Annotated in this window: 25 protein-coding genes and 1 pseudogene; 14 read left to right on the top strand and 12 right to left on the bottom strand. The window is 72.3% G+C overall.

The features are described from left to right. The first annotated feature begins 179 nt into the window (after positions 1-179). Positions 180-1,037 carry a DUF4097 domain-containing protein gene (locus OG245_RS26235; RefSeq protein ID WP_371625888.1) on the top strand — a complete coding sequence of 286 codons (858 nt, stop codon included), beginning with the start codon at positions 180-182 and terminating at the stop codon, positions 1,035-1,037. A gap of 1 nt (position 1,038) precedes the next feature. Continuing rightward, positions 1,039-2,097, top strand: coding sequence for a helix-turn-helix transcriptional regulator (locus OG245_RS26230; protein ID WP_371625887.1), 1,059 nt, complete (start codon positions 1,039-1,041; stop codon positions 2,095-2,097). A gap of 70 nt (positions 2,098-2,167) precedes the next feature. On the opposite strand, the gene OG245_RS26225 is transcribed toward OG245_RS26230, so the two are convergent. From OG245_RS26225 to OG245_RS26200, 6 genes are all read right to left on the bottom strand, one after another. Beyond that, positions 2,168-2,749, bottom strand: a complete 582-nt coding sequence (locus OG245_RS26225; protein WP_371625886.1) for a Clp protease N-terminal domain-containing protein — start codon at positions 2,747-2,749, stop codon at positions 2,168-2,170. Next, entirely contained in the window at positions 2,749-2,958 is a 210-nt protein-coding gene (locus tag OG245_RS26220) for a sigma factor-like helix-turn-helix DNA-binding protein (protein ID WP_007447814.1), read from the bottom strand. The genes OG245_RS26225 and OG245_RS26220 overlap by 1 nt, the downstream gene beginning before the upstream one ends. Before the next feature lie 31 nt (positions 2,959-2,989). After that, positions 2,990-3,529, bottom strand: coding sequence for a GNAT family N-acetyltransferase (locus OG245_RS26215; RefSeq protein WP_371625885.1), 540 nt, complete (start codon positions 3,527-3,529; stop codon positions 2,990-2,992). After that, positions 3,507-4,937 carry a cellulase family glycosylhydrolase gene (locus OG245_RS26210; protein WP_371625884.1) on the bottom strand — a complete coding sequence of 477 codons (1,431 nt, stop codon included), beginning with the start codon at positions 4,935-4,937 and terminating at the stop codon, positions 3,507-3,509. Before OG245_RS26210 ends, OG245_RS26215 begins: the two co-directional genes overlap by 23 nt. Positions 4,938-5,036: 99 nt before the next feature. Further along, a complete protein-coding gene (locus OG245_RS26205; protein WP_371625883.1) occupies positions 5,037-6,005 on the bottom strand; it encodes a zinc-binding dehydrogenase in 969 nt (322 codons plus the stop codon). Positions 6,006-6,184: 179 nt separating this feature from the next. Then, positions 6,185-7,426: an NADP-dependent malic enzyme gene (locus OG245_RS26200; RefSeq protein ID WP_371625882.1), complete on the bottom strand. Its 1,242-nt coding sequence runs from the start codon at positions 7,424-7,426 to the stop codon at positions 6,185-6,187. Positions 7,427-7,950: 524 nt separating this feature from the next. On the opposite strand from OG245_RS26200, the gene OG245_RS26195 reads away from it, so the two are divergent. From OG245_RS26195 to OG245_RS26185, 3 genes are read left to right on the top strand one after another with little or no spacing between them, the layout of a single operon-like run. Continuing rightward, positions 7,951-8,913, top strand: coding sequence for an ABC transporter substrate-binding protein (locus OG245_RS26195; protein WP_371625881.1), 963 nt, complete (start codon positions 7,951-7,953; stop codon positions 8,911-8,913). Positions 8,914-8,941: 28 nt separating this feature from the next. Further along, positions 8,942-9,910 (top strand): amino acid ABC transporter permease, encoded by a 969-nt coding sequence (locus OG245_RS26190; RefSeq protein ID WP_371625880.1) that lies wholly within the window; start codon positions 8,942-8,944, stop codon positions 9,908-9,910. Further along, entirely contained in the window at positions 9,907-10,671 is a 765-nt protein-coding gene (locus OG245_RS26185) for an amino acid ABC transporter ATP-binding protein (protein ID WP_097962994.1), read from the top strand. Before OG245_RS26190 ends, OG245_RS26185 begins: the two co-directional genes overlap by 4 nt. 79 nt (positions 10,672-10,750) lie before the next feature. On the opposite strand, the pseudogene OG245_RS26180 reads toward OG245_RS26185, so the two are convergent. Both OG245_RS26180 and OG245_RS26175 read right to left on the bottom strand, forming a co-directional pair. Then, positions 10,751-10,969 (bottom strand): annotated as a pseudogene (locus tag OG245_RS26180) (SigE family RNA polymerase sigma factor); the annotation flags it as partial. A gap of 38 nt (positions 10,970-11,007) precedes the next feature. Next, a complete protein-coding gene (locus OG245_RS26175) occupies positions 11,008-11,769 on the bottom strand; it encodes a trans-aconitate 2-methyltransferase (protein WP_371625879.1) in 762 nt (253 codons plus the stop codon). 98 nt (positions 11,770-11,867) lie between these two features. Here OG245_RS26175 and OG245_RS26170 point away from each other — a divergent pair, with 98 nt between their 5' ends. Beyond that, positions 11,868-12,488, top strand: a complete 621-nt coding sequence (locus tag OG245_RS26170; RefSeq protein ID WP_018959073.1) for an ABATE domain-containing protein — start codon at positions 11,868-11,870, stop codon at positions 12,486-12,488. Here the strand turns inward: OG245_RS26170 and sodX are convergent. Continuing rightward, on the bottom strand, positions 12,401-12,829 hold the full coding sequence (sodX, locus tag OG245_RS26165) for a nickel-type superoxide dismutase maturation protease (RefSeq protein ID WP_003966341.1): 429 nt from the start codon (positions 12,827-12,829) through the stop codon (positions 12,401-12,403). The two genes, OG245_RS26170 and sodX, sit on opposite strands and share 88 nt — an antisense overlap. A gap of 188 nt (positions 12,830-13,017) precedes the next feature. On the opposite strand from sodX, the gene sodN reads away from it, so the two are divergent. The 8 genes from sodN (at position 13,018) to OG245_RS26125 (ending at position 21,436) form a co-directional block, all read left to right on the top strand. After that, positions 13,018-13,413, top strand: coding sequence for a superoxide dismutase, Ni (gene sodN / locus OG245_RS26160; protein ID WP_032794992.1), 396 nt, complete (start codon positions 13,018-13,020; stop codon positions 13,411-13,413). A 161-nt stretch (positions 13,414-13,574) separates the two neighbouring features. Next, positions 13,575-14,447, top strand: coding sequence for an alpha/beta fold hydrolase (locus OG245_RS26155; RefSeq protein WP_371625878.1), 873 nt, complete (start codon positions 13,575-13,577; stop codon positions 14,445-14,447). Positions 14,448-14,693: 246 nt separating this feature from the next. Then, positions 14,694-15,662 carry an alpha/beta hydrolase gene (locus OG245_RS26150; protein ID WP_371625877.1) on the top strand — a complete coding sequence of 323 codons (969 nt, stop codon included), beginning with the start codon at positions 14,694-14,696 and terminating at the stop codon, positions 15,660-15,662. Beyond that, complete coding sequence (locus tag OG245_RS26145) at positions 15,655-16,827, top strand: acyltransferase (RefSeq protein ID WP_371625876.1); 1,173 nt, start codon at positions 15,655-15,657, stop codon at positions 16,825-16,827. The genes OG245_RS26150 and OG245_RS26145 overlap by 8 nt, the downstream gene beginning before the upstream one ends. Before the next feature lie 37 nt (positions 16,828-16,864). Then, positions 16,865-18,214 carry a sensor histidine kinase gene (locus OG245_RS26140; RefSeq protein WP_371627991.1) on the top strand — a complete coding sequence of 450 codons (1,350 nt, stop codon included), beginning with the start codon at positions 16,865-16,867 and terminating at the stop codon, positions 18,212-18,214. Beyond that, the gene (locus OG245_RS26135; protein WP_050360462.1) at positions 18,211-18,885 is read left to right on the top strand and encodes a response regulator transcription factor; all 675 of its coding nucleotides are present in this window, start codon (positions 18,211-18,213) and stop codon (positions 18,883-18,885) included. The genes OG245_RS26140 and OG245_RS26135 overlap by 4 nt, the downstream gene beginning before the upstream one ends. Before the next feature lie 218 nt (positions 18,886-19,103). Then, positions 19,104-20,255 (top strand): DUF1266 domain-containing protein, encoded by a 1,152-nt coding sequence (locus tag OG245_RS26130; protein WP_371625875.1) that lies wholly within the window; start codon positions 19,104-19,106, stop codon positions 20,253-20,255. After that, the gene (locus OG245_RS26125) at positions 20,252-21,436 is read left to right on the top strand and encodes a DUF1266 domain-containing protein (protein ID WP_371625874.1); all 1,185 of its coding nucleotides are present in this window, start codon (positions 20,252-20,254) and stop codon (positions 21,434-21,436) included. Before OG245_RS26130 ends, OG245_RS26125 begins: the two co-directional genes overlap by 4 nt. Positions 21,437-21,562: 126 nt before the next feature. Here the strand turns inward: OG245_RS26125 and OG245_RS26120 are convergent, their stop codons facing one another. From OG245_RS26120 to OG245_RS26110, 3 genes are read right to left on the bottom strand one after another with little or no spacing between them, the layout of a single operon-like run. Then, a complete protein-coding gene (locus OG245_RS26120; protein WP_371625873.1) occupies positions 21,563-22,444 on the bottom strand; it encodes an SDR family oxidoreductase in 882 nt (293 codons plus the stop codon). Next, on the bottom strand, positions 22,441-22,791 hold the full coding sequence (locus OG245_RS26115) for a DUF952 domain-containing protein (protein WP_371625872.1): 351 nt from the start codon (positions 22,789-22,791) through the stop codon (positions 22,441-22,443). Before OG245_RS26115 ends, OG245_RS26120 begins: the two co-directional genes overlap by 4 nt. Before the next feature lie 33 nt (positions 22,792-22,824). Then, on the bottom strand, positions 22,825-24,402 hold the full coding sequence (locus tag OG245_RS26110; RefSeq protein ID WP_371625871.1) for a choice-of-anchor A family protein: 1,578 nt from the start codon (positions 24,400-24,402) through the stop codon (positions 22,825-22,827). Positions 24,403-24,492 lie beyond the last annotated feature (90 nt).

Raw genomic sequence — 24,492 nt, 5'->3', positions numbered from 1 at the left:
CGCGCACTTTGCCGTCGCCACCCCTCCTCCGAGCCTCCCCGGCTCCTCCCGACCCCCGCCTCCCCCTCGACCCTCCGGGACTTTCCGGGACTTCGCTTGACTTCACCCATCCGCGATATATCGTGTTCTGGACGAGACGCGATATGTTGCGTTGCCACGCTTTCCGGGAGGTCACATCCATGCCTGTGTCGACATGGACCATCGCCGAGCCGCGGAAGCTCGCCTTCGAGGATCCGGTGGCGGCGCTCCACGTGCGCATCGTCGACGGCACGGTCAACGTGGTCGGGACCGACGAGCCGGACGCCCGGCTGGAGGTCTCCGCGATCGAGGGCCCGCCGCTGATCGTGACCCAGGAGGACGACCGGCTCACCGTGGCCTACGAGGACCTGCCCTGGCAGGACTTCCTGCGCTGGTTCGACCCCAAGGGCCGCCGCCGCAGCGCCGTGGTCACGCTCGTCGTGCCGGCCGCCTCCTCGGTCGAGGTCGGCGTGATCGGAGCCGGGGCCGTCGTCTCCGGCATCGACGGCCGCACCGAGGTCCGCGGCATCACCGGTGACTCCACGCTCGTCGGGCTGACCGGCGCGGTGCGCGGGGAGTCCGTGTCGGGCAGCCTGGAGGCCCAGGGCGTCACGGGGGATCTGCGCTTCCACTCCGTGTCCGGCGATCTGACGGTGATCGACGGGGCGGGGACCTCGGTCCGGGCCGAATCGGTCAGCGGCGCCATGGTGCTGGACGTCGACCCGTCCGGGAGGCCCACGGACATCCGGCTGGCCACGGTGACCGGCGAGATCGCGATCCGGCTGCCGCACCCCGCCGACGCCAGGGTCGAGGCGAACACCGCGAGCGGGGCCGTCTCCAACGCCTTCGAGGACCTGCGGGTCGGCGGGCAGTGGGGAGCGAAGAAGATCACCGGCACGCTGGGAGCCGGGACGGGGACCCTGCGGGCGACGACCGTGTCCGGTTCGATCGCCCTGTTGCGCAGGCCGCCCGCCGAGGACGACGCGTACGCCGCCGAGCCGACCGGAAAGGTTCTCTGACATGCCTCCCGTATTCGCCCACGGCCGTCTGCGGCTGTACCTCCTCAAGCTCCTGGACGAGGCTCCCCGCCACGGCTACGAGGTCATCCGCCTGCTGGAGGAGCGTTTCCAGGGCCTGTACGCCCCGTCCGCCGGCACGGTCTACCCGCGGCTGGCCAAGCTGGAGGCCGAGGGCCTGGTCACCCACGCCACCGAGGGCGGCCGCAAGGTCTACTCGATCACCGACGCGGGGCGCGAGGAGCTGGCGGGCCGCGGCGGGGAACTGGCCGATCTGGAGCTGGAGATCCGCGACTCGGTCTCCGAGCTGGCCGCCGAGATACGCGACGACGTGCGGGGCGCGGCGGGCCGGCTCCGCAGCGACATGCGGGCCGCGGCGTCGGAGTCCCGCCACGGTACGGAGGCCGGGGCCGGCAGCGACGGGTCCGGAGGGAAGGCCAAGGACGAACAGACGTCCCCCTTCGGTGACTTCGGTGACTTCGGCGGCCTGGGCGACCTCGGCGACAGCGAGGCGTGGCGCACGGCGAAGGAGGAGCTGCGCCGGGCCAAGCACGAGTGGAAGGAGCAGGCCCGCCGGGCGAAGGACGAGTCCCGGCGCGCCCGCGAGGACGCCCAGCAGGCCCGCCGCCAGGCCAAGGAGGCCCAGGAGAAGGCGCGCGAGCAGATGCAGACCGCCGCCCGTCAGGTGCAGGAGCACTTCGCGCGGGGCGACTGGCCCTCCGGCGTACGGGAGGGCCTCGCGGAGATCACCGGCCAGCTCGGCGGCTTCGCCCGGTCCGGCGCCTGGCCGCCGTTCGGCAGGCCCGAGCAGGACACGGCCCCGGCGGCCCCGTCGGCACCGGTTCCCGACGACGGCTTCGACTGGGGCGAGAGCGCACCGGCCACCGGCGATCCGGCGCGCGACCTGGACCGCCTGCTGGATCATTTCCGCGACGGCGTCCGGGACGCGGCCCGCGATCACGGGGTGACGGAGACCCAGCTCACGGAGGCCCGCCGCCATCTGGGCGCGGCGGCGGCGCGGATCGAGGCGCTGCTGACGGCGGAGGACGAGGGAAGGGCCTGAGCCGACACGGCCCGTACGGGACGGGGCGGGCGTCCGGCATCGGACGCCCGCCCCGTCGCCTACGCCCGTCTCACCCGGCCTTGGCGTGCCCCTGGCCCCCGTCCGCGTCGGGGCCGTACAGCGCGCGCCGTACGGTCGCGTAGGTCGCTCCGTGCTCGGCGAGGACGTCGGCGACGACTCCGGGCTTCGCCGTGAGGGCGAGGAGCAGATGTTCCTCGCCGATGAAGCGGTCGCCGCGCCCCAGGGCGACCCGGAGCGAGTTCTCCAGGACGGTCTTCGCGCCCGGGGTGAAGGGGCGGTGCCCCGACCACCACCGGCGGCCTCCCCGGCCGGTCGCCAGGGCTCCCTCGCCGTGGGCTCCTTCGACCCGGGAGACGATCGCGCCGAGGTCGATCCCGATGCCGGCGAGGGCGTCGGTGTCGGCCCTGGTCAGCCCGCCACGGCGGCGGGCCTCGGCGAACGCGGCGTCCAGGGAGGCGCGGCGGTCGTGGAGGCCGAGTGCGGTGACGGCGAACGAGGCCCGGCCGCCTTCCTGTTCCAGCAGCGCGAGCAGCAGATGTTCCTCGGTGACCGAGTCGGCGCCCGCCTGCTCCGCCTGGGCCACGGCGCCCTTCACGGTCGCGCGGGCTCCTCGGGTGAATCGCTCGAACATCAACGCCTCCCGTACTTCTTGTGCACGGCCTGCCGGCTGACTCCCAGCTCGGCGGCGATCTCCTGCCACGACCAGCCCTGGACGCGGGCACTTCTCACCTGTACGGCTTCGAGCTGCTCCAGCAGGCGCCGCAGCGCGGCCACCGACCGCAACCCGACCCGCGGGTCACGGTCGCCTGCACGTGCGGCCAGATCCGTTGCTTCGGTCATGGTGTCAACTTACATTGACACCACCCTTCCGTCAATCAAGGTTGACATCATCGTCGGCCAGGCGCGCGTGCCGCTCGACGTCGTACCGGACGTCGCCGTACCGCAGTTTGGCCCGGTCGATTCCCTCGGGCGCGAACCCCGCCCGGATCGCGACCCGGCAGGAGGCCGGGTTGTCGGTGCGGTGGCCCAGCTCCAGCCGGTACAGCCCCAGCTCGTCGAAGGCCCAGCGCGCCAGGGCCCGCACTCCGGCCGGGGCGACGCCCCGGCCGCGCGCCTCCTCCGTGGTCCAGTAGGAGACCCAGCCGGTGTCATGGGCCCGGTTGACGGAGCCGACCGCGACACAGCCCAGCGCCTCGCCCTCCTCCCCCACGACGGCCCACGAGTAGCCCGTGCGCGCTCCCCGTTCGCGCGTGCGGTCCGCGATCCAGGCCAGCGCCCCCGGCCGGTCGAACACCGGCCGGTCCGTCTGGCGGCCCATGTCGGCCGGGGCGAAGGCGCGGAGCACCGCCGAGGCGTCGGCGGGCTCCCAGGGGCGCAGCAGAAACCCTTCAGGGGTGGTCAGTTCGTCCATACGGGCCAGCCTCCCCCACGGTCACCACCACCTCCGCCCCGGGCCACGCCAGCACGACCGGCCATCCCTCGCGCGACGGCTTGCCGAGAAGGCGGGCCGGACCGGTGACGGAGACACGCCAGCCCCGGGGCGAGGGCGGGAGGGACAGCTCCGTCACTCCGGGGCGGGCGGCGGCGCGGTAGGCGAGCCGGTAGGAGCGGGTGTCCGCGTCGTACGCCTCGGAGCGGACGGTCCCGGCGACGGCCGGGGCGTACGGCGTGGCCGTCCGCTCCTTGTTGGTACGGAAGCGGCCGCGCTCGTCGACCGCGCAGTAGCCGCCGCCGTAGCACCAGACGTACCCCGCCCAGCCGGAGCTGTAGCGGTTCAGGGAGTCGACGGCCTCCCGGTAGAAGCGGCCCATGTTGGGAAGGGAGTTGTTCAGGGGGCCCCACTCGCCGACGACCACGGGCATCCGGTGGCGGGCCGGGTAGGCGGTGACGGCGGCCTCGTACGCCTCGATCCAGCCGGCCGAGGGGTCGTAGTCCGCGCCCGCCTCCATGGCGGTGTTGTAGAAGTGTGGGGCGTACACGGTCCGGCGGTCCTCGATCCGGCCGAGCCCGGTGGGGACGCCCTCGCCGACGATGGGCGTCGGCTCGACGAAGAGCCAGGTGTCGCGGTCCTTCGCCCGGACGGCGCGGGCGAGCCGGTTGTACATCGGGGTGAGGTGCTGGGCCTCGATCCGGCGTGCGGCGGTGGGCAGGTCCTCGCCCTCGCGCAGCTCCCCCATCGGCTCGTTGATCAGGTCGTAGCCGATCACGGCCGGGTGGTCGCGGAAGCGTTCCGCGAGGACCTGCCACATGGCGGCCTGGGCGCGCTGGAGGTCGGGGTCCTCGTAGAGGTGGGTGAAGGCCCGCTGGACGGCGGGCTGGAAGTACTCCGAGAACCAGTCGTCGGGGTTCGGGGTGAACGGCAGCCCGTCGGTCCTGGTGGCCCAGGCGGGGATGCCCCGGTGCCCGAACGCGGGGCCGAAGACATCCTGGTGGGCGTCGATGAGGACATGGACACGGTGCTCGTGCGCCCAGTCCAGGATGCGTTCGACGCGCCGGAGATACCGTTCGCTGTACTGGCCGCGGGTGGGCTCCAGGTCGTCCCAGAAGACCAGCAGCCGGGCGAAGTTGAAGCCGTGTCCGCGCAGGTCGCGGAAGTGCCGTTCGGTGATGGCGGTGAGGGCGTCCTCGCCGCGGTTCGCCTTGTCCTCGACGTTCCAGCCGCGCAGGGTGAGGACGCGGCCCCGGTCGTCGGTCAGCGGCGGGATGCCGTGCCGTGCGGACGCGGGGGCCGGAGCCGGGGCGGGTACGGATATGGGGCGTGCCGTAGCGGCGGGGGCGAGGGCCCCCGCCGCGAGCACGGACGCGACGACAACTGCCATGAGTGCTCTGCCCATTCGCATGGGCCGATCTCACCAGCAGAGCTGAGCATCCCTCAAGTCTCTGTCACCGAGGAGTTCCCGGAGAGGCCCCGACCACCCTCAGGAAGTCGGCGTGAACACGATCTTCCCGAAGAGGTCGCCCGACTCCAGCCGCCGGAACCCGTCCCTGGCCCGGTCCAGCGGCAGCACCTCGTCGATGACCGGGCGCACCCCGGTGGTCGCGCAGAACGCGAGCAGGTCCTCCAGCTCGTCCTTGGACCCCATGGTGGAGCCGACGACCTTCAGTTCCAGGAAGAAGATGCGGGTCAGCTCGGCGTGCGCGGGCCGGTCGCCGCTGGTGGCCCCGGAGATGACGAGGGTGCCGCCGGGACGCAGCGACTTCACGGAGTGGGACCAGGTGGCGGCCCCCACGGTCTCGATGACGGCGTCCACCCGCTGCGGCAGCCGGGCGCCGGGCTCGTACGCCTCCAGAGCGCCGAGTTCGACCGCCCGCTCACGCTTGGCCCGGTCCCGGCTGGTGGCGAAGACCCGTAGCCCGGCGGCCTTCCCGAGCACGATGGCGGCGGTGGCGACACCGCCGCCGGCACCCTGGACGAGCACGGAATCGCCGGGCCGCACACCGGCGTTGGTGAACAGCATCCGGTACGCGGTGAGCCAGGCGGTGGGCAGACAGGCGGCCTCCTCGAAGCTGAGCTCCCTCGGCTTGGGCAGGACGTTCCAGGTGGGAACGGTGACCTGCTCGGCGAAGGCTCCCTGGTAGCGCTCGGTGAGGATGGAGCGCGGCTCCTTCGGCCCGACGCCGTGCCCCGACTGCCCGATGACGGAGTGCAGGACGACCTCGTTGCCGTCCTGGTCGACGCCGGCCGCGTCGCAGCCGAGGATCATCGGCAGCCGCTCCGGCGGGAGACCCACGCCCCGCAGGGACCAGAGGTCGTGGTGGTTGAGGGAGGCCGCCCGGACGGTGACGGTGGTCCACCCGGGACGCGCCTCGGGTGCCGGGCGGTCACCCAGCTCCAGGCCGTCGAGGGGATGGTCGGGATCGATGCGGGCTGCGTATGCGGCGAACATGGCTCGACGATAGGCGGGGCGGACGGCCCGCGTAACCGCCTCCGCGTGTGACGCACACCAAGCGGCTTCAAGCCCCTGCGGCGATTGAGCAGCGGGGGTCCGCACATCAAGCCGGGACAGAAGCGGGCGGGGCCCGTACAGCTACAGGCCCCGCCCACCCACAACCGCCCAACGCGACCTCAGCGCCGAGCCACACCCTCCGCACGGGCCGCCGCGGCCACCGCCGCGGTGACCGCCGGGGCGACCCGCTCGTCGAACGGGGACGGGATCACGTAGTCCGCCGCCAGCTCGTCGCCGACCACGTCGGCCAGCGCGTTCGCCGCGGCGATCTTCATGCCCTCGGTGATCCGGGAGGCCCGGACCTGGAGCGCGCCCGCGAAGATGCCCGGGAACGCCAGCACGTTGTTGATCTGGTTCGGGAAGTCGGACCGCCCGGTCGCCACGACCGCCGCGTACTTGTGCGCGACCTCCGGATGGACCTCCGGGTTCGGGTTGGCCATCGCGAAGACGTACGCGCCGGGGGCCATCGAGGCCACCGCCGCCTCCGGGACCGTACCGCCGGAGACGCCGATGAAGACGTCAGCGCCGGCGAGCGCCTGCTCCAGCGAACCGGAGAGGCCGGCCCGGTTGGTCAGCTCGGCCAGCTCGCGCTTGACCTCGGTGAGGTCGTCGCGGTCGCGGCTGACGATGCCCTTGCGGTCGGCCACCGCGATGTCGCCGATGCCCGCCTCCAGCAGGAACTTGGCGATGGCCACGCCCGCCGCGCCCGCGCCGGAGATGACGCCGCGCAGATCGCCGAGCGTCCGCCCGGAGAGCTTCGCGGCGTTGCGCAGAGCGGCGAGGGTGACGACCGCGGTGCCGTGCTGGTCGTCGTGGAAGACCGGGATGTCCAGGCGTTCCTGGAGCTTGCGCTCGATCTCGAAGCACCGGGGCGCCGAGATGTCCTCCAGGTTCACCCCACCGAACGAGGGGGCGAGCCGGACGACGGTGTCGACGATCTCGTCGGTGTCGGTGGTCGCGAGCGCGATCGGCACCGCGTCGACGCCGCCGAACTGCTTGAAGAGGATGGCCTTGCCCTCCATGACCGGGAGGGACGCCTCGGGCCCGATGTCGCCGAGGCCGAGCACGGCGGTGCCGTCCGTCACGACGGCCACGACCTGTGATTTCCAGGTGTAGTCGTGGACGAGCTCGGGGTTGTCGGCGATGGCGCTGCACACTTTCGCCACGCCGGGCGTGTACGCCAGGGAAAGGTCGTCCTTGTCCCGGATCGGAACGGTGGCCTGCACGGCCATCTTCCCGCCCCGGTGGAGGGCGAAGGCCGGATCGAAGGGCTCGTCGGCCCCGATGTCCGCTGCGCTCGTGCGCTGGATGCCGCTGTCGGTGGTGCTGTCGCTGCGAGGATTGACGATCTCCGCTGCCATGGTGTTGACCCCTTAAGTCTTCATCGTTTGAGGGTGGCCACTCCTGGTTGAGGAGGGGTGGGCGGGCACCGCGTACGCGCCTCGCACCGGGCGGTCGGCCCGCCCGGCTGGGATGAGGTACATACGCGCGGACGCGCCGCACACGCGCCCTGAGCCCCGGATGAGGGGTGTAAACGTCTTTCTTACCGGACGAACGATGTTACGGACGAGTCCATTTCGACGCGGTGACGTGACTCATAGTCGAATATCTGGACAAGTCGGCAAACCGGTATAAATGCCGTCCACTAGTCGAGACATGCCGAAGATTCTCCGGCAGGAGGAATGAATCCCCACAGATGGTCCGGTCCTCGCGCACCGGCCGTTGATGTTCGGGGGTCGCCCGTTATCCGATTTTGACATGGCCGGACCCCTGAATGGGCCGGTCCAAATGGCAGGATGCCGTCATCACACAAGGTGGCGACACTCGAAGGTGCGTGCCAAGCCGCCCACCAGCACCTCACCCTCACCTGCCGGAGGATCCCGACATGACCGCAAGCACCACGCGTCGTACGACCGCGAAGTCCCGGATTGCGGCGATCGGCGCCATCGCGGTCGCCGGCTCCTTGCTGCTCACCGCCTGTGGCGACCAGACCGACAGCTCCTCCCAGGAGAGCGGCAGCGGCAAGGAGACCAAGAGCGGCGCTCCGCTCTTCTCGAAGCTGCCGGAGAAGTACCAGAAGTCCGGTGTGATCAAGGTCGGCACGAATGCGGAATACGCCCCGATGGAGTCCGTCGAGAACGGCGAGATCGTGGGCGTCGACCCCGATCTGGCCGAGGCCCTCGGCAAGCAGCTCGGGGTGAGGTTCGAGTTCACCTCCGGGTCCTTCGACGGCCTGATCACCGCCCTGAACAGCGGGCGTCACGACATCGCGATGTCGTCGATCACGGACAACAAGCAGCGCCAGGAGGGCCTGGACGAGTCGGGCAAGAAGCTGGGCGAGGGCGTCGACTTCGTCGACTACTTCCTCGCCGGCACCGCCGTGTACACGAAGAAGGGCAACCCGCAGAACATCAAGTCCATCGAGGACCTCTGCGGGAAGGCCGCGGCCGTGCAGCGCGGCACCACGTACGAGAAGGCCCTCAAGACGCAGTCGAAGGCCTGTACGGACGGTGGCGAGAAGGCTGTCAAGATCGAGTCGTTCGAGAACGACACCGAGGCGCAGACCCGTGTGAAGTCCGGCGGTGCGGTCGCCGGCGTCAACGACTACCCGGTCGCGGTCGACCTGGCCCGCAAGGCCGACGGCGGCAAGGCGTTCGAGGTCGTGGGCGAGCAGGTCGACGCCGGCCCGTTCGGCATCGCCGTCAAGAAGGACAACACCGGGCTGCGCGACGCCCTGAAGGAGGCCGTCGACGCGATCATCGCCGACGGCTCGTACCAGAAGGTGCTCGACAAGTGGGGCGCCGGTACGGGAGCGATCGACAAGGCCGCCATCAACGGCGGCAAGTGACCGGACGCTCCACTGAAGGGCAGTCACCATGACTGACAAGTTCGACAGGACACCCGCCGGTTCACCGGCCGGCCCGGTGTCCGTCTCCAAGGGCGCCACCCCGGCCCCGGAGAACATCAAGGCCATTCCGGTCCGCCATGTCGGCCGCTGGATCAGCGGCATCGTGGTCATCGGCCTCCTCGTCGCCCTCGGGTACGCCTTCTCGCAGGGCAACATCCAGTGGCATGCCGTGGGCGACAAGCTGTTCGACAGCACCGTCGTCGCCGGTGCCGGCCGCACCCTGCTCATCAGCGTCCTCGCGATGGTGCTCGGCGTGATCCTCGGCGTCGTGCTGGCCGTGATGCGGCTCTCGAAGAACCCGGTCACCAGCTGGGTGGCCTGGCTGTACATCTGGTTCTTCCGGGGCACCCCGGTCTACGTACAACTGCTGCTCTGGTTCAACCTGGCGCTGATCTTCCCGGTCCTGAACATCCCGTTCATCTACAAGGACGAGATGACGGACGTCATGACCCCGTTCATGTGCGCCCTGCTGGGGCTCGCGCTGAACGAGGCCGCCTACATGGCGGAGATCTGCCGGGCTGGCATCCAGTCGGTCGACGAGGGCCAGACCGAGGCCTCGCACGCGCTGGGCATGACCCAGGGCAAGACCATGCGCCGCGTGGTCCTCCCGCAGGCGCTGCGCGTGATCATCCCGCCGACCGGCAACGAGTTCATCAACATGCTGAAGACCTCCTCGCTGGTGTACGCGGTCACGTACAACGAACTGCTCCGCTCCACCTCGCAGATCGGCTCCACCTCGTACGCGGTGATGGAGATGCTGTTCGTCGCGTCCATCTGGTACATCGTGATGACCAGCGTGTTCAGCGTCGGCCAGTACTACCTGGAGCGCCGCTTCGCCCGCGGCTCGCTGCGCTCGCTGCCGCTCACGCCGCTGCAGCGCGTCAAGACCAACCTCGCCGCGTTCGGCAACCGGCCCTCCGGAGGTGTCTCCGCATGACCACCCCCATGGTGAAGGCCGAGGGCGTCCACAAGTCCTTCGGTGCCGCCCACATCCTCAAGGGCATCGACCTGGAGGTCGCCCCGCGTGAGGTGTTCTGCCTGATCGGCCCGTCCGGCTCCGGCAAGTCGACCTTCCTGCGGTGCATCAACCACCTGGAGAAGATCAACGCCGGCCGGCTCTCGGTCGACGGCGAGCTGGTCGGCTACCGGCAGAAGGGCGACAAGCTCTACGAGCTGAAGGACAGCGAGGTCGCCCTCCAGCGCCGCGACATCGGCATGGTCTTCCAGCGCTTCAACCTGTTCCCGCACATGACGGCCATCGAGAACGTCATGGAGGCCCCGGTCCAGGTCAAGGGCGAGACCAAGGCCGTGGCCCGGGCCCGCGCCGAGAAGCTGCTGGACCGGGTGGGCCTCTCCGACAAGGCGGGGAACTACCCCACCCAGCTGTCCGGCGGGCAGCAGCAGCGCGTCGCCATCGCCCGTGCGCTGGCGATGGAGCCGAAGCTGATGCTCTTCGACGAGCCGACGTCAGCGCTCGACCCGGAGCTGGTCGGCGACGTCCTGGACGTCATGCGCGGTCTGGCCGAGGACGGCATGACGATGATCGTCGTCACCCACGAGATGGGCTTCGCCCGCGAGGTGGGCGACGCGCTGGTCTTCATGGACGACGGCGTGGTGGTCGAGTCGGGCCACCCGCGCGACGTACTGACCGACCCGCAGCACGACCGGACGAAGTCGTTCCTGTCCAAGGTGCTGTAGGGCGGGTACCCGTCGCATACGGGAGGGCGGTACGGACCACGGTCCGCACCGCCCTCCCGCGCGTCGGGCCGCACTCCCCTGCCCGCCGACTGCCCGTGAGCCGGGCGAGCGCCTCCCTCACGACCGGACCGGTGTCCGGGTCGGCGGTGTTCCCGGGGCGGTCGGGCAGTTCGCCGTACGCGCGTACCCGCCGCCGGAACCGCCGACGGCTCGCGATGAACGTGTCGACCAGCGTCTTGCGGGCGAACGCCTCACGACGGAGAAAGAGGGGCGGCAGGAGCCCGAGACCCCTACCGCCCCTCTCAGCGCCGTGCGGCTGCCGTCGTTCGCGGGCGCCTACTTCACCGCGAGGACCAGGGTGTCGGAGGGAGACGCCCAGACCGCGCGGGCCTCACCGAAGCCGGAGGCCAGCAGGGTGCGGGCGTGCCAGTCGGCGGAGGGCATGTCGCCGTCCGCGTGCTCGCCGTAGATCGCGAACCGCTCGGCGGTGGGCGCGGCCAGGACGGGGTCCTTCGCGGCGACGGCCCACCACTCGGCCCAGTCCAGCGCCCCGGCGGCCTTGGCGCGGTCCATCGCGGCGTGCCGGTGGGCCCGTTCGGCGGCGTTGATACGGGGGGTGGCCGGGTCGATCGTGCGGTCGGCGTTCATGAACACCCCGCCGTCCCGGACGAGGCCGCCGAGCTGCCCGTAGAGCGTGGTGAGCGGGTCCCTGTGCAGCCAGTGCAGCGCGGTGGCGGTGAGGACGGCGTCGTACGAGGTGTGGGGCAGCCGGGCCGTCCAGTCGGGGTCCTTGAGGTCGGCGGTGACGAAGGCGACCCGGTCGTCGCCGTCGAACGTGCCGCGGGCGATGGCCAGGAGCGCGGGGTCGAGATCGACCCCGGTGCTCGTGGCGTTCGGGAACCGCTTGAGGAGCCGGTCCGTAATACTTCCCGTACCGCACGCGAGGTCGAGCACCCGCGGTTCCGGTCCGACGACGGCCTCGACCATGTCCAGCATCACCCGGAACCGCTCCTCGCGGTCGGGCATGTACCACTCCTGCTGCCGGTCCCAGCTCTCCTGCCAGGACTGCCAGTCGGTGCCCGTAGCCGTCTCCGTCACGCCAACCTCCACATAATTCCAGGTAATACCCGTTTAGGGCAGCAGCCCATTACACTGGCCGATGCCCCGACTCTAGACCGACACCGTAAGGACTACAAGTGGAACTGGCCTATTACTCGGACTACGCCGTGCGCCTGGTCAACACCGAGGAGCCGGCCCGCAACAAGGACGCCCTCACCTCCGTCGAGGCGGTCCGGGAGCTGTTCGGAGCGAATCAACAGGCGGCACGGCGGACCACGGACGCCGACGTGACCCGGTTCCGTTCCGTACGGGCACGGCTGCGCGCGGTCTTCGACGCGGCGGACGGCGACGACGAGACGCTCGCGGTCGACCTGCTGAACTCGCTGCTGCTGGAGTTCCCGGTGAGCCCGCAGATCTCGGGGCACGACGTACGCGACCAGGACGGCAGGCCGGACTGGCACATGCACCTGGCCGACCACCCGTCGAACGCGACCGCCGGCTACGCGGCCATCGCGGCGATGGGCCTGGCCTTCCACCTCACCGAGCACGGCGTGGACCGCCTCGGCCTGTGCGAGGCGGCGCCGTGCCGCAACGCGTACCTGGACACCTCCACCAACCGCTCCAGGCGCTACTGCTCGGACCGCTGCGCGACCCGCGCGAACGTGGCCGCCTACCGGGCCCGCAAGCGCGAGGAGGCCGAGCGCACCGGCCGCAGCGCGGAGACCGCCCAGCCCAGCACCGCCGTCACCGACCGCTGACCCTTCGCCAGGGGCCGGTAGCGGGCCCGCACCCGGGCCAGCACCAGCTCCTCCGGCACGGTCCCGTAGTCGGTGCTGTCCCCGCCCGCGAAGGTGTTGTCGCCCCGCACCCACCAGCCGCCGGGCCGCCGCTCGGTGGCCCGCTTGACCACCAGCAGGTCCTGCTGGAAGGGGTGCCGCAGGATCACCACGTCACCGGGGCTCACGGGCGCCCCGTACTGCACGAGCAGCAGGTCGCCGTGGTAGAGCGTGGGCACCATCGAGGGCCCCGTCACCTCCACCACCCGCAACGGACGCCGCGTCACCCGCCCGCCTCCGGACACCTGTCGCCGCTCCGGCATCTCCGGCACCTCCCGGTTCCTCCTCCAGCACATCGTCAGCACATCGGCAGCGCACCGCTCCGTACGTTCGGCCGACCGCCCGATTCTCACACCGGACTTTTGACCTAAGCCCCTGGGGCAGCCACGGAAAGCGGCGCTCCACGGAGTAATGTCCCACCTGAGAAGACGATCACGAGGAGGACAGCTCCATGCTTTCCCGCCTGTTTGCCCCCAAGGTGAAGGTCAGCGCCCACTGCGACCTGCCCTGCGGCGTGTACGACCCGGCCCAGGCCCGCATCGAGGCCGAGTCGGTCAAGGCCGTCCAGGAGAAGTACCAGGCCAACGAGGACGCGGACTTCCGCACCCGCGCCGTCCTGATCAAGGAACAGCGCGCCGAGCTCGCGAAGCACCACATCTCGGTGCTCTGGAGCGACTACTTCAAGCCCCCGCACTTCGAGAAGTACCCGGAGCTGCACCAGCTGGTCAACGACACCCTGAAGGCGCTCTCCGCGGCCAAGGGCTCGAACGACCCGAAGACGGGCCAGAAGGCTCTGGACCTGATCGCCGAGGTCGACCGGATCTTCTGGGAGACCAAGAAGGCCTGATCTCCGGATCAGCGCTTCGACGGCCCCGGCCCGCGCGTCATCGCGTGCGGACCGGGGCCGTTCTCGTACCCACTGGTCCCGCACCCGGCGGTGCGTTACTCTCGACACGAGACGGTCCGTATCGTCTCAGTCGTTGACTCATCAGGACAGCGAGGTCCCCCATGGAACGCTTCGTCGAAGCAGCCCCCGGCATACGCCTCTGGGCCGAGGAGCGCGGCGCTCCCGACGCCCCCGCCCTGCTGCTGGTCATGGGCGCGCAGGCGTCCGGGCTCGGCTGGCCCGACGAGCTGGTGGAGCTGCTCGCCGCCCGGCATCGTGTGATCCGCTACGACCACCGGGACACCGGCCGGTCCACCTGGGCCTTCGACGAGCGGCCCTACCCGCTCACCGTGCTGGCCGAGGACGCCGTGGCCGTGCTCGACGCGTTCGGTGTGGAGCGCGCGCACCTCCTGGGGATGTCGCTGGGCGGCATGCTCGCCCAGTTGCTGATCGCCGACCGTCCCGAGCGGCTGCTGAGCGCCACGGTGTTCGGGACGAGAGCGCTCAGCTCCCTCCCCTACACCGCGCCGGACGGGACACCGGTCCCGCCCGAGCAGCTTCCCGGCGTCGCGCCCGCCCTGCTGGAGATGTGGTCCCGGCCCGTGGAGGACCGGGGCGTCGAGGCCGAGTTGGGGCGGCGCGTGGAGCACTGGCGTGCGCTCGGCGGCGGTGTGATCCCCTTCGACGCCGACCGCTCCCGAGCACTGGAGCGCCGGATCATCGAGCACACCGGACACCACCACGCCGGTTCCGCGCACGCCCGCGCCGACCACTCCGGGATGGACCGCACCGAGCAGCTCGCCCGGACCCGCGTGCCCACCCTGGTCGTCTCGGCCCTCGCCGAACCCGTCTTCCCGCCCCCGCACTCCGAACACCTCGCCCAGGCGATCCACGGCGCGCGGCTCGTCGAGATCCCGGGCATGGGCCACGCACTCCCCCGTGAGGTCCACGCCCCGCTCGCCGCCGCGGTTCTGGAGCACACCGGCCGGGGCTGACGCCGAGCAGGACCGGCCGCGACCGGCGCGTGCCCGAACGGCCTCGGCCGCCGTGTGCCTCACCGGGCGGAGCCGACCCCTGCCACGTCCTCCACGCGTCCGCCGGCCGCGCTGCCGCCTCCTCCACGTCATACCTGAGAGCCACGCCGCAGGTGCCCCCTCCAGCGGGACGCCGACTACCGGCCCCTGTTCATAACTTCTGTACCGGAAGCACGCGTTGCCCCTGGTACGGAAGGACCTCACCCCATGCCCGACCGCCCGCGCAGACCCCGCCGGCTCCGCGCCCTGCTCGCCGCGCTCGTCACCTTCGCGGTGGCCGTGCCGGTGTCCGGCGCGGCCCGGCCCGCCGCCGTGCCCGCCCCCGCGCCGACCGCTCAGGGTCCGCTGCGGGAAGCGGGGCAGGCGGCGCTCGCCCGGCGGTACGCGGTGAGCCGGCAGGACATCCGGGCGGCCGAGCGGACGGCGGAGGCGCACGGGGACCTCAGGCGAGCGGCCTCGCTGCGCGGGATGGCCGCGCCCGGGCGGCAGTTCCTCGCCTTCGACGGGCGGGACGGCGGCCGGAGCACGGAGGTCGTCGGGGAGCTGTCCACGGCCCGGCGGATCGCTGTGCTGGTGCCCGGTGCGGGCGTCGGACTGGACGCGTACGGGCGGCTGAAGCGCGACGCCAGGGCGCTGCACCGGGAGTTGGAGGCGGGCGGGGCCGTCGTCGTCTGGCTCGGCTACCGCTCGCCCGGCACCGTCAGCCCGGCCGCGCTGACGACCGGGCGGGCCGACGGGGCCGCGCCGGGGCTGCGCGCGCTGGTGGACGGGCTGCGTGCCGTGCGGCCCGCCGCCCGGATCAGCCTGCTCTGCCACTCCTACGGTTCGGTGATCTGCGCCCGGTCCGCGCCGGGTACGGCGGCCGACGCCCTCGTCCTCTACGGCAGCCCCGGGGTCGGAGCCCGGGACACCGCCTCGCTGCGCACCGGGGCCCGGGTGTGGGCGGGCCGCAGCGGCGGGGACTGGATATCCCGGGTGCCCCACGTCCGGGTGCGGGTGCCGTTCCTCGCGACGGTCGGCTTCGGGACCGATCCGGTGGCGGACCGCTTCGGGGCCGAGGTGTTCGACACGGGCGACGGCGGCCACAGCGACTATCTGCTGCCCGGCTCGCGCTCCTTGACGAACCTGGCCCGGATCACGGCGGGCGCCGAACCTCTGGGGGCCTCCCGTGACTAGTCTCGTCGCACGGATCGAGGCTGCCACCCCGCCCGGCCGGGACCGGGCCGTCGACGCCCTGCGGGCCCTGGCGATCCTCGGCGTGGTGGGCGGGCACTGGCTGGTGACCGGGCTGGTCACCGACAGCGGCACGGTGCGCGGGGCGAGCCCGCTGACGCATCTGCCCCACCTCGCCCCGGTCTCCTGGGTGTTCCAGACCCTCGCGGTGTTCTTCCTGGTGGGCGGGCGCGTGGCGGCGGGGAGTTGGGCCTCGGCCCGGCAGCGCGGCGTGCCGTACGGGCGGTGGGTGGGCGGCCGGCTGGAGCGCCTGTTCCGGCCGGTTGCGGCGGTGCTCGTGGTGTGGGCGCTCGCGGCGGCCGGGATGCTGGTGGCCGGGGTGGGTGATGCGACGGTCCGGGCGCTGGTCAAGCTGGTCTGGTCCCCGCTGTGGTTCCTGCTGGTCTTCGCCGCGCTGACCGCGATGACTCCGCTGGTGGCGCGGCTGCACCCGCTGTGGCCGCTCGTGGTGGTGCTGCACGTCGACCTCGTACGCCTGGGCCTCGGCGGCCCTCGCGAGCTGGGGTGGATCAACGTGGTCGCGGGCTGGCTGGTGCCCTACTGCCTGGGGGCGCTGGTGGCCCGGGGCGGGGTGCGTGGCCGGGCGGGTCGTTGGGCGCTGCTGCTCGGCGGGGCCGCGGCGGCCGTCTCGCTCGTGCTGTGGGCCGGGTATCCGGCCTCCATGGTCGGCGTTCCGGGCAGCCCGATGTCCAATCTCGATCCGCCGAGCCTGGCCGCCGTGGTGTTCGGCCTGGCGCAGTGCGGGGCGGCGCTGCTGCTGCTCGGGCCCCTGCGCCGGGTGCTGCGGAGACCCGCGGTCTGGGCGGTGGTGGCCGTGGTGAACCTGTCGGCGATGACCGTCTTCCTGTGGCACCAGACCGCGATGATCATCGTCACGGCGAGTGGGTCGCTGATCGCGGACGGCCCGCTGCCGGGGCTGCACACCGTGCCCGACGGCGCCGGCTGGGTGCTCGCCCGGTTGCTCTGGCTGCCGGTGTTCGCCCTGGCCCTGCTGATGTGCTGGGCCGCGTTCCGGGGTTACGAACAGGGCGGGCGGCGCTCCGGCGGGGGCTCCCTCGTCGTACGGGGCTCCTCCCCCGAGCGGAAGGGACACGCGCGTCGTGCCTAGTCTGAGCAGGAGTGGAGCCGAGGGGGCGGTGGGGGCGGTGGGGGCGGTGGCGTCATCGAGGGCGGTACGGCTGCGGGCGGCGGTGCGCCGTGCGCCGCATGCCCTGTACGAGGAGTTGTGGGCCGCGCCCGCCGACCGGATGCCGCGCATGGGCGAGCCCGGCGCCCCGGTGTGGCGGCCGTCGTTGCTGGTGCTGCTGGTCATCACCGCGGTCGCCATCATGGTGGTCCGTACCAACGAACTCGTCCCTCACGGAGGCCCCGTCTACCTGTTCGCGGCGCTGTCCGCCTGTGCGCAGTCGGCGGCGCTCGTGGCCGGAATGATCCGTCCCGTGGGGGCGTGGTGGACGGCGACCGCCCTGTCGGTCGTGACGGGGCTGGTCACCGCGGCCACCGCGCCCACGGAAGGCTCGCGCCTGTGGATCCCCGGCGTCTTCCCCATGCCGGAGCTGCTGTACCCCCCGCCCTTCGCGGGATTGGCCCTGCAGGGCGGTGCCCTGTTCCTGCTGGCGCTGCGGGTCCGGCCCCGGCGCGCGGTCTCCGCACTCGTGATCGCGATGGGGGTGACGCTGCTCCTGGCCCTGTACCTGCCGCTGCTGCCGCACATCAACCCCTACGTGTCCGCTTCCGTGTTCGTCGTGGCACTGGCCCTCGGCATCGCGCTACGCAGTGTGCGCCTCGCCCGTAAGGACCTCGTCGTGCAGGTGGAGTTGACCTCCGAGGAGCGGGCCCGGCGCACTCTGCTGGAGGAGCGCAACCGGATCGCCCGCGAGCTGCACGACGTGGTCGCCCACCACATGTCGGTGATCTCCATCCAGGCGCAGGTCGCCCCGCATCTGGTCGAGCACCCCACCGACGAGCTGCGCGAGAATCTGACCGGCATCCGCGAGAACGCCCTCGAAGCCCTCGCCGAGCTGCGCAGGGTCCTCGGCGTCCTGCGCTCGGAGGACGCGCCGGCGCAGAGCACGCGGCACGCCCCGCAGCCGGGCCTCGACGGGATCGACGGGCTCCTCGCCACCGTGCGCTCCGCCGGTCTCGCCGCCACTCTCTCCACCACCGGCGCACCTCGCCCCCTCTCACCGGGCGTCGAGCTGTCGGCGTACCGCATCGTGCAGGAGGCGCTCAGCAACGTGATGCGTCACGCGCCCGGTGCGAGAGCCGAGGTGGTGATCGGCCACCGGCCCGCCGGGCTGACCGTCCGGGTCGTCAACTCGCCGCCGGACCGCCCGGCCGCCCACTCCCCCGGGATACGCCACGGCCTGCTCGGGATGCGCGAGCGCGCGGCGATGCTCGGCGGCGAGCTGGCCACCGGCCCCACGCCCGACGGTGGCTGGGAAGTCACCGCGATCCTGCCCACCAGCACCGAGACGACCGAGGACGCCCCATGACACCGCCCATCCGCGCCGTGATCGCCGACGACCAGATGATGGTCCGCCAGGGCTTCACGGTCCTGCTGAACGCCGAGCCGGACATCGAGGTCGTCGGGCAGGCCGTCAACGGGCTCGACGCGGTCGCCAAGGTCGCCGAACTCGCCCCGGACGTCGTCCTGATGGATATCCGGATGCCGGAGCTGGGCGGCATCGAGGCGACCCGGCGGATCACCTCCCCCGAGGGCTCGACGGTGAAGGTGCTCGTGCTGACCACCTTCGATCTCGACGAGTACGTCTACGAGGCATTGCGCGCGGGCGCTTCGGGCTTCCTGCTGAAGGACGCTTCCGCCGACGAACTCGCCCACGCGGTACGGGTGGTGGCGGCGGGTGACGCACTGCTCTCCCCGAACATCACCAAGCGGCTCATCGTGGAGTTCTCGCGGACGGCCGGGGCCCCGCGCCCGCCGCTCAAGGCGCGCGTCGGGGACCTGACGGAACGCGAGACCGAGGTACTGACGCTGATCGCGGGCGGCCTGTCGAACGCGGAGATCTCCCGACAGCTCATCGTGGCGGAGCAGACGGTGAAGACCCATGTGGGCCGGATCCTGGTCAAGTTGGGCGTCCGCGACCGGACGCAGGCGGCGGTGTTCGCGTACGAGTCGGGGCTGGTGCGCCCGGCCGGGCTCTGATCTCTCCCGGTACCCCCACCCCCCGTGCCGGCCCGCGAGGCCTCCCCGGCGGGCCGCCGGGCCCCGTTCCGTAGGATCTCACCGTGACAACGGGGAACGGGGCAGAGACAGAGAGCGGCCGGGCGGTGGCCGCCGCGCACGGCGGGTACGGTCGGGAGCCGTCGCCGTACGCGCGAACGGCTCCACACCCACCACCACACCCAGCGGCGCACCCGCCTGTGTACCCCCCGTCCGCACCGCCCACGGAGATCGAGCGCGCGCTGTCCGCGGCCGTCGCGGGCGGCAGCGCCGACGCGGTCGTGGAGCTGCTCGCGCGGACCCGGCTGTACGTGCTCGTCGCCCGGCTGCACGCGGACATCCCCGGCTGGACGGCCCCCCTGCCCGCGATCCGCGACGAGGCCTCCGGCCGGACCTGCGTCCCGGTCCTGACCCAGGGGATGCTGCCGCCCTGGCACCCGGAGTGGGTCTTCCGCGAGGTGAGCCTCGGTGGGCTGGCCCGGGTCTGGCCGTACGACGTGCGTCGGCTCGCGGTGAACCACGGCACCCCGTACGCGGCGATGGTCGACGCCCGGCCCAAGCGACTGAAGGCCTGGGTGAGGGCCGACGAGCACTCCGGCGGAGCCCAGCGGCGCGTCCTGCTCACCGACGTCGGCGGGCCACTGCACGGACCGCTCGCCCACGGGCTGGCGCTCGGCGCCCATCTGGCCGTCACCAACGGCCTGATCTGGAACCGGCTCGGCGCCGCCTACGAGGACTACACGACCGACCGGGCCCGGCTGCGCAGCCCGTGGGGCATCCCGCACCGCGCCGAGTACCGTGACCGCCTCGCGTCCTTGATGAAGAACCAGCTGGTCGGGCGCGTCCAGGAAGCCGTCCTGCGCACCCGGCACACCCTGGCGCACCGGCTGGGGCGCACGCCGACGCGCGAGGAGTGGTCCGACGCGGTGGCCCACGCCCTCGCGGCCCGCGACGCGGAGGACCGGGCGGTGGCCGAACGGGCGCTGCGTCACGTCACCCTGTACGAGGCGAAGTTCCGTGCCGACGGCGTGCTCGCCCCGGACGACCGCGTCGACACGCTGGCCGCCTTCGACCTCGGCCGGGCGGTCAACGTCGTACGGCTCGCGCTCGGCGCCCGGTACGGCGATCCGCACGAGGCCGAGCAGGACGTCCTGCGGCTGGGGCAGCAGGCCCGCGCCGCCTACTCCTCGTGGGCGGACTTCTCCCTCGGCTACCTCATGGCCCGGGTGGTCCACCGGGCCGAGGACGACGGCCCGGAGGCGGCGGAGGCAACGTACCGGCAGTCGCTCGCCGAGCACCACATCCTGGCCCAGGACCCCACCGGCCCCTACCGGAACATCCCGTGGTCATGAACCCGAATCCCCCCACCGCACCCCCGGCCCTCTGGCCGCCCGCACCCTGGGTCCCACCGTCCGAGACCGAGCAGCTCCTCCACGAGGCGACGCTGCGCGGTGACGCCCGGGCCCAACTGGCCGCGCTCGCAGGGGCCGAGCTGTACATCCCGGCCCCGCGCGCCGAGGTGGACGCGAAGCCGGACACCATCACCTGGCGCGCGCACCACGACCCGGCCGGCTTCGTCTGCCGGCCGGTGCTCACCCGAGGAATGCTGCCCGCCTGGCATCCGGACTGGGTCTTCCACGGGGTCACGCTGCGCTGGGCCGCCGAGTTCGGCTGGTCCGATCCGCAGGTGTTCCTCGGCGTGAACGTGGGGACGCCCGGGCAGTTGCTGCTGCCCACCGGCCCGATGGACCTAGCGTTGTGGCAGCGCGCGTACGCGGAGAACGACCGCCTCCCGGAGAACCGGCTGCTCGCGCTCCGCCACGGCGCGCTGCACGGGCCGCTGGCGTACGGGCTGGCCTGCGGGGCGCATCTGGCGATCGGGAACGCGGTGCCGTGGAACGAGGTCGGCACGGTCTACCGCGAATACACCACCGAGCGCGCCCAGCTCCGCAGGTCCTGGGGCATCACCGGCCACGCGGAGTGGCGTAAGCAGCTGGACGCCCTGCTGGAGGCCCGTAACAGCCCGCCGGAACCGGACTTCGTGCTGCGCACCCGTGATCAACTGGCTTCCGCGCTCGGCGAGTTGCCCTCGGCCGACCTGTGGCGGGAGACCGCCGCGGGCCACGCCCAGGACCTCGGGGCGGACTCCGGCACGGTGAAGGGCATCGAGGAGTTGGTGCGGCGGATCATGCGCTACGAGGCCCGGTTCCGCGCGGACGGGCTGCTGCCGCCGGACGGCCGGGTCCGCACGACGGTCGCCTACGACTACGGGCGGGCGGTGAACCTGGCGCGCTGGGGGCTGGCGGCGCGCTACTGCGGCCCGGCCGACGCGGAGCAGGCGATCGTCTACGCCGGGGCGCTGAGCAAGTCGGCCCACCGCTCCTGGGAGGAGTTCTCGGCGGGCTACTCGCTGGGGCGGGTGCTGCGGTTCGACGAGGAGGAGTACGGGCCGTTCTACGAGCAGAACGTCCTCGCCCACCGCCTGCTGGCGGAGAGCGAGGGCAGCCCGTGGCGTCACATCCCGTGGCGCTGAGCACGGCGTGACCCGCGTGACCGGCGTGACCCGCGTGATCTCGTGTGCCCTGTGTGACCCCTGCGACCCCTGCGACCTGCTGGGGCCGAGTGGTCCGCGTCGGCCGGGTGCGGGGCACGCGGCCGGTCAGCCGCCCGGCAGCAGATGACGGTAGCTGTCCGGGTTCTCCACCAGGAACTGCGCGAAGCTCTTGGCGGGGTGCCCGGTGAGCACGGGCACCGCGTCGGATACGGCGGCCAGCTCCCCGCCCGCGATGGCCTCGTACGAGGTGACCCAGCCGGCCACCTCCCAGTCCTCCGCGCCGTAACCGGCCCGGGAGGCGTAGGCCTCCTCACGGGTCTCGGGGACGTAGACGACGGGGCGCCCGGTGACCCGGCTCAGTTCGTCGGCCGCCTCGGCGAGGGTGAACGCCTCGGGTCCGGTGAGGTCGTAGACCCGGTCGTCGTGGTCCGTGCCCTCGTCCAGCAGCACGGCCGCCGCCGCGTCGGCGATGTCCTCGTGGGCGACGGCCGCCACCCGTCCGTCGCCGCCCGGCCCGCGCAGCACCCCGTCGGTCCCGGTCATCGCGGGCAGCCCCGCCAGATACCAGTTGTCCCGCAGGAAGGTGTGGCGGATCTCGGCCGTACGGATGTGGGCCTCGGTGTCCCAGTGGTCGCGGGCGAAGGTGAACGTGGCGTCGGGCGCGGCCCCTTGGAAGGACACGTACACGATCCGCTCCACGCCCACCGCCACGGCCGCGTCGATCGCCGTGGTGTGCTCGCGGACCCGGTAGGGGCTTTCGTGGGCGGAGACCAGGAACAGGGTGTGGGCCCCGTCGAGGGCCCTGCGCATGGCCTCCGCGTCGCCGTAGCGGGCGGCGGGCGCGTGGTCGGCGCCGGGCAGGTCGGGCAGCCGGGCGGGGTCGCGGCCGAGGAGCCGTACGGGCACACCTGTCCGGGCCAGCCGTCGGGCGACCCGGCCGCCGACCGCTCCGGTCGCTCCGGTCACCGCGATGAGGGGGCCGATCACTGGGGTTCGTCTTCCTCTCGTCGTCCTCCGTCCCAGGGCCGCACCTCCACGACCGCGCTCACCGGGAGCGGTCCGTACAGGTGCGGGAACTCCTCGCCGCCGGGCTTCATCGCCTCGTACCGGACGGGGTCGGCGAGGCGGGCGGGGTCGGCGACCAGGACCACGAGGTCCCGGTCGCCGTCCCCGTACAGCATCCGGGCCACACCGGGGAGTTGGTGGGGCAGCGAGAGGTGGATGAAGCCCTCCTCCTGGAGGGTGCGGCCGCGGGTGGACATCTCGTACGTCCCTGTCCCGCGGGCCGCCTCCCACAGAGGTGCTTCGGCGAGGTGCAACAGCGGTTCGGTCATCGAACCACGCTAGCGGGCAGTGCTCCGTGCCTGCTAGAAGGTGCGGCGACGAGCCCTGCGCGTGGCCACGAGAACCGTGCCGCCGGCGGCGACCAGCGCTGCCGCGATGGACCCGATGATCCATTCGCCGCCCCGGGAGCCGGTGTCGGGCAGCTCACCCGGGTGGCTCGGCGAGTGCGTGGGGTGCGGCGTGTGGCCGGTGCGGGTGGGCGTGGGCGTGGGTTCGGTGGGCGTGGGCGTCGGTTCCGTCGGCGTCGGCGTCGGTTCGGTGGGGGTGGGCGTCGGGTCGGTCGGGGTGGGCGTCGGGTCGGTCGGCGTCGGCGTCGGGTCGGTCGGCGTCGGCGTCGGGTCGGTCGGCGTCGGCGTCGGCGTCGGGTCGGTCGGCGTCGGCGTCGGGTCGGTCGGCGTCGGCGTCGGGTCGGTCGGCGTCGGTTCCGTCGGCGTGGGCGTCGGTTCCGTCGGCGTGGGCGTCGGGTCCGTCGGCGTCGGCGTCGGGTCCGTGGGAGTCGGAGTCGGATCCGTCGGCGTCGGCGTCGGCGTCGGTTCTGGCGAGCAGGTCGGCAGATCGCCGTCGAAGGGGTACGCGTGGATCTCCTGGCCGCCCGACGCGCCCGACGAGGTGTGGGTGAGCGAACCCGCCGTGTAGAAGCGGCCGTTGGTGCCGCTCATGCTGAGCACGGTGGTGCTCGTCGGCTGGCCCACCAGCACGCTGCCCTCGAACTGGGCCGGACCGGTCAAGGACAGGTCGGTAGCGTCCGGGAAGTTCCACAGCAGGTTCTCCCGGAGACCCTCGTTGGGGAACGAGCCCATGAACGTGGCGACGCTGCGGGTGGAGCCGTAGACGTTGACGAGGACCGTCGCACCCTCGGGGATTCCGTTGAACACGAACCCCGTGTTGCCGCCCGCCTCCGACTCCAGGTCCGCGTCCACGTCGAAGATCTGGATCGCGGACGAGCCGTCACCGGTGAACGTCATCAGGTCACCGGTCTTCACCCACGTGCCCGTCGCCTCCCGGTGCTCGTCGCCGTCGTACGCGTAGCACTGGCTGGCCTCGGTGAGCTGCGGGCGCAGCCCCGTGTACGGGGCGGCAGCGTCCTCGTCGAAGCGCGGGGCGGTGGTGGGGTTGACCGTGCCCGTGAGCTCGCCCGCGTACGCGACGCGGCCGGAGTGCGTGCCCTCCTCGGCGAGCAGGCGCTCGCCGGCGGCGATGGTCACGTCGCCGCCCGCCGTCAGGTAGTCGGAGCCGTCCGGCGGCGGCACGCGCGACCCGACGCCCGCGATACCGACGTTGTAGATCTGCGAGACCCCGTCCCGCTTGTCCATGTCGAACCGTCCGAGGGTGACGACCTTCCCCTCCGCCTCGGCCGCCGCCTCCCGGACCAGGAAGTCACCGCCGACGTAGACGTTGATATTGCTGTCGAAGTTGGTGACCGGGCCGTTGTTGGGGTCGTTCCAGCTGGGCGGGCAGGAGCTGCCGAGGCAGGGTCCCAGTCCGCCCGGCAGCGGATCGGCACCCGCGGCCGGGGCCAGCACGCCCACCATCGCCGCGGCCGTGGCCACTGTCACTGCTGCCCGGATTGCGTTGCCGCGCCTGCGCGCCTTCTGTTCCATGCCGCGCAATATGCATGGTTAACACTTAGTCATATTGACTGACACGCCGCTCTTGCCCCTTTGCGTAGGCCTATAGGAGGTTTCTTCGCC

The organism is Streptomyces sp. NBC_01116 (genome assembly GCF_041435495.1).
Classification (GTDB): domain Bacteria; phylum Actinomycetota; class Actinomycetes; order Streptomycetales; family Streptomycetaceae; genus Streptomyces.
Note: the sequence above shows the minus strand (reverse complement) of the source record. Positions and strands in the feature narration are given on the sequence as shown.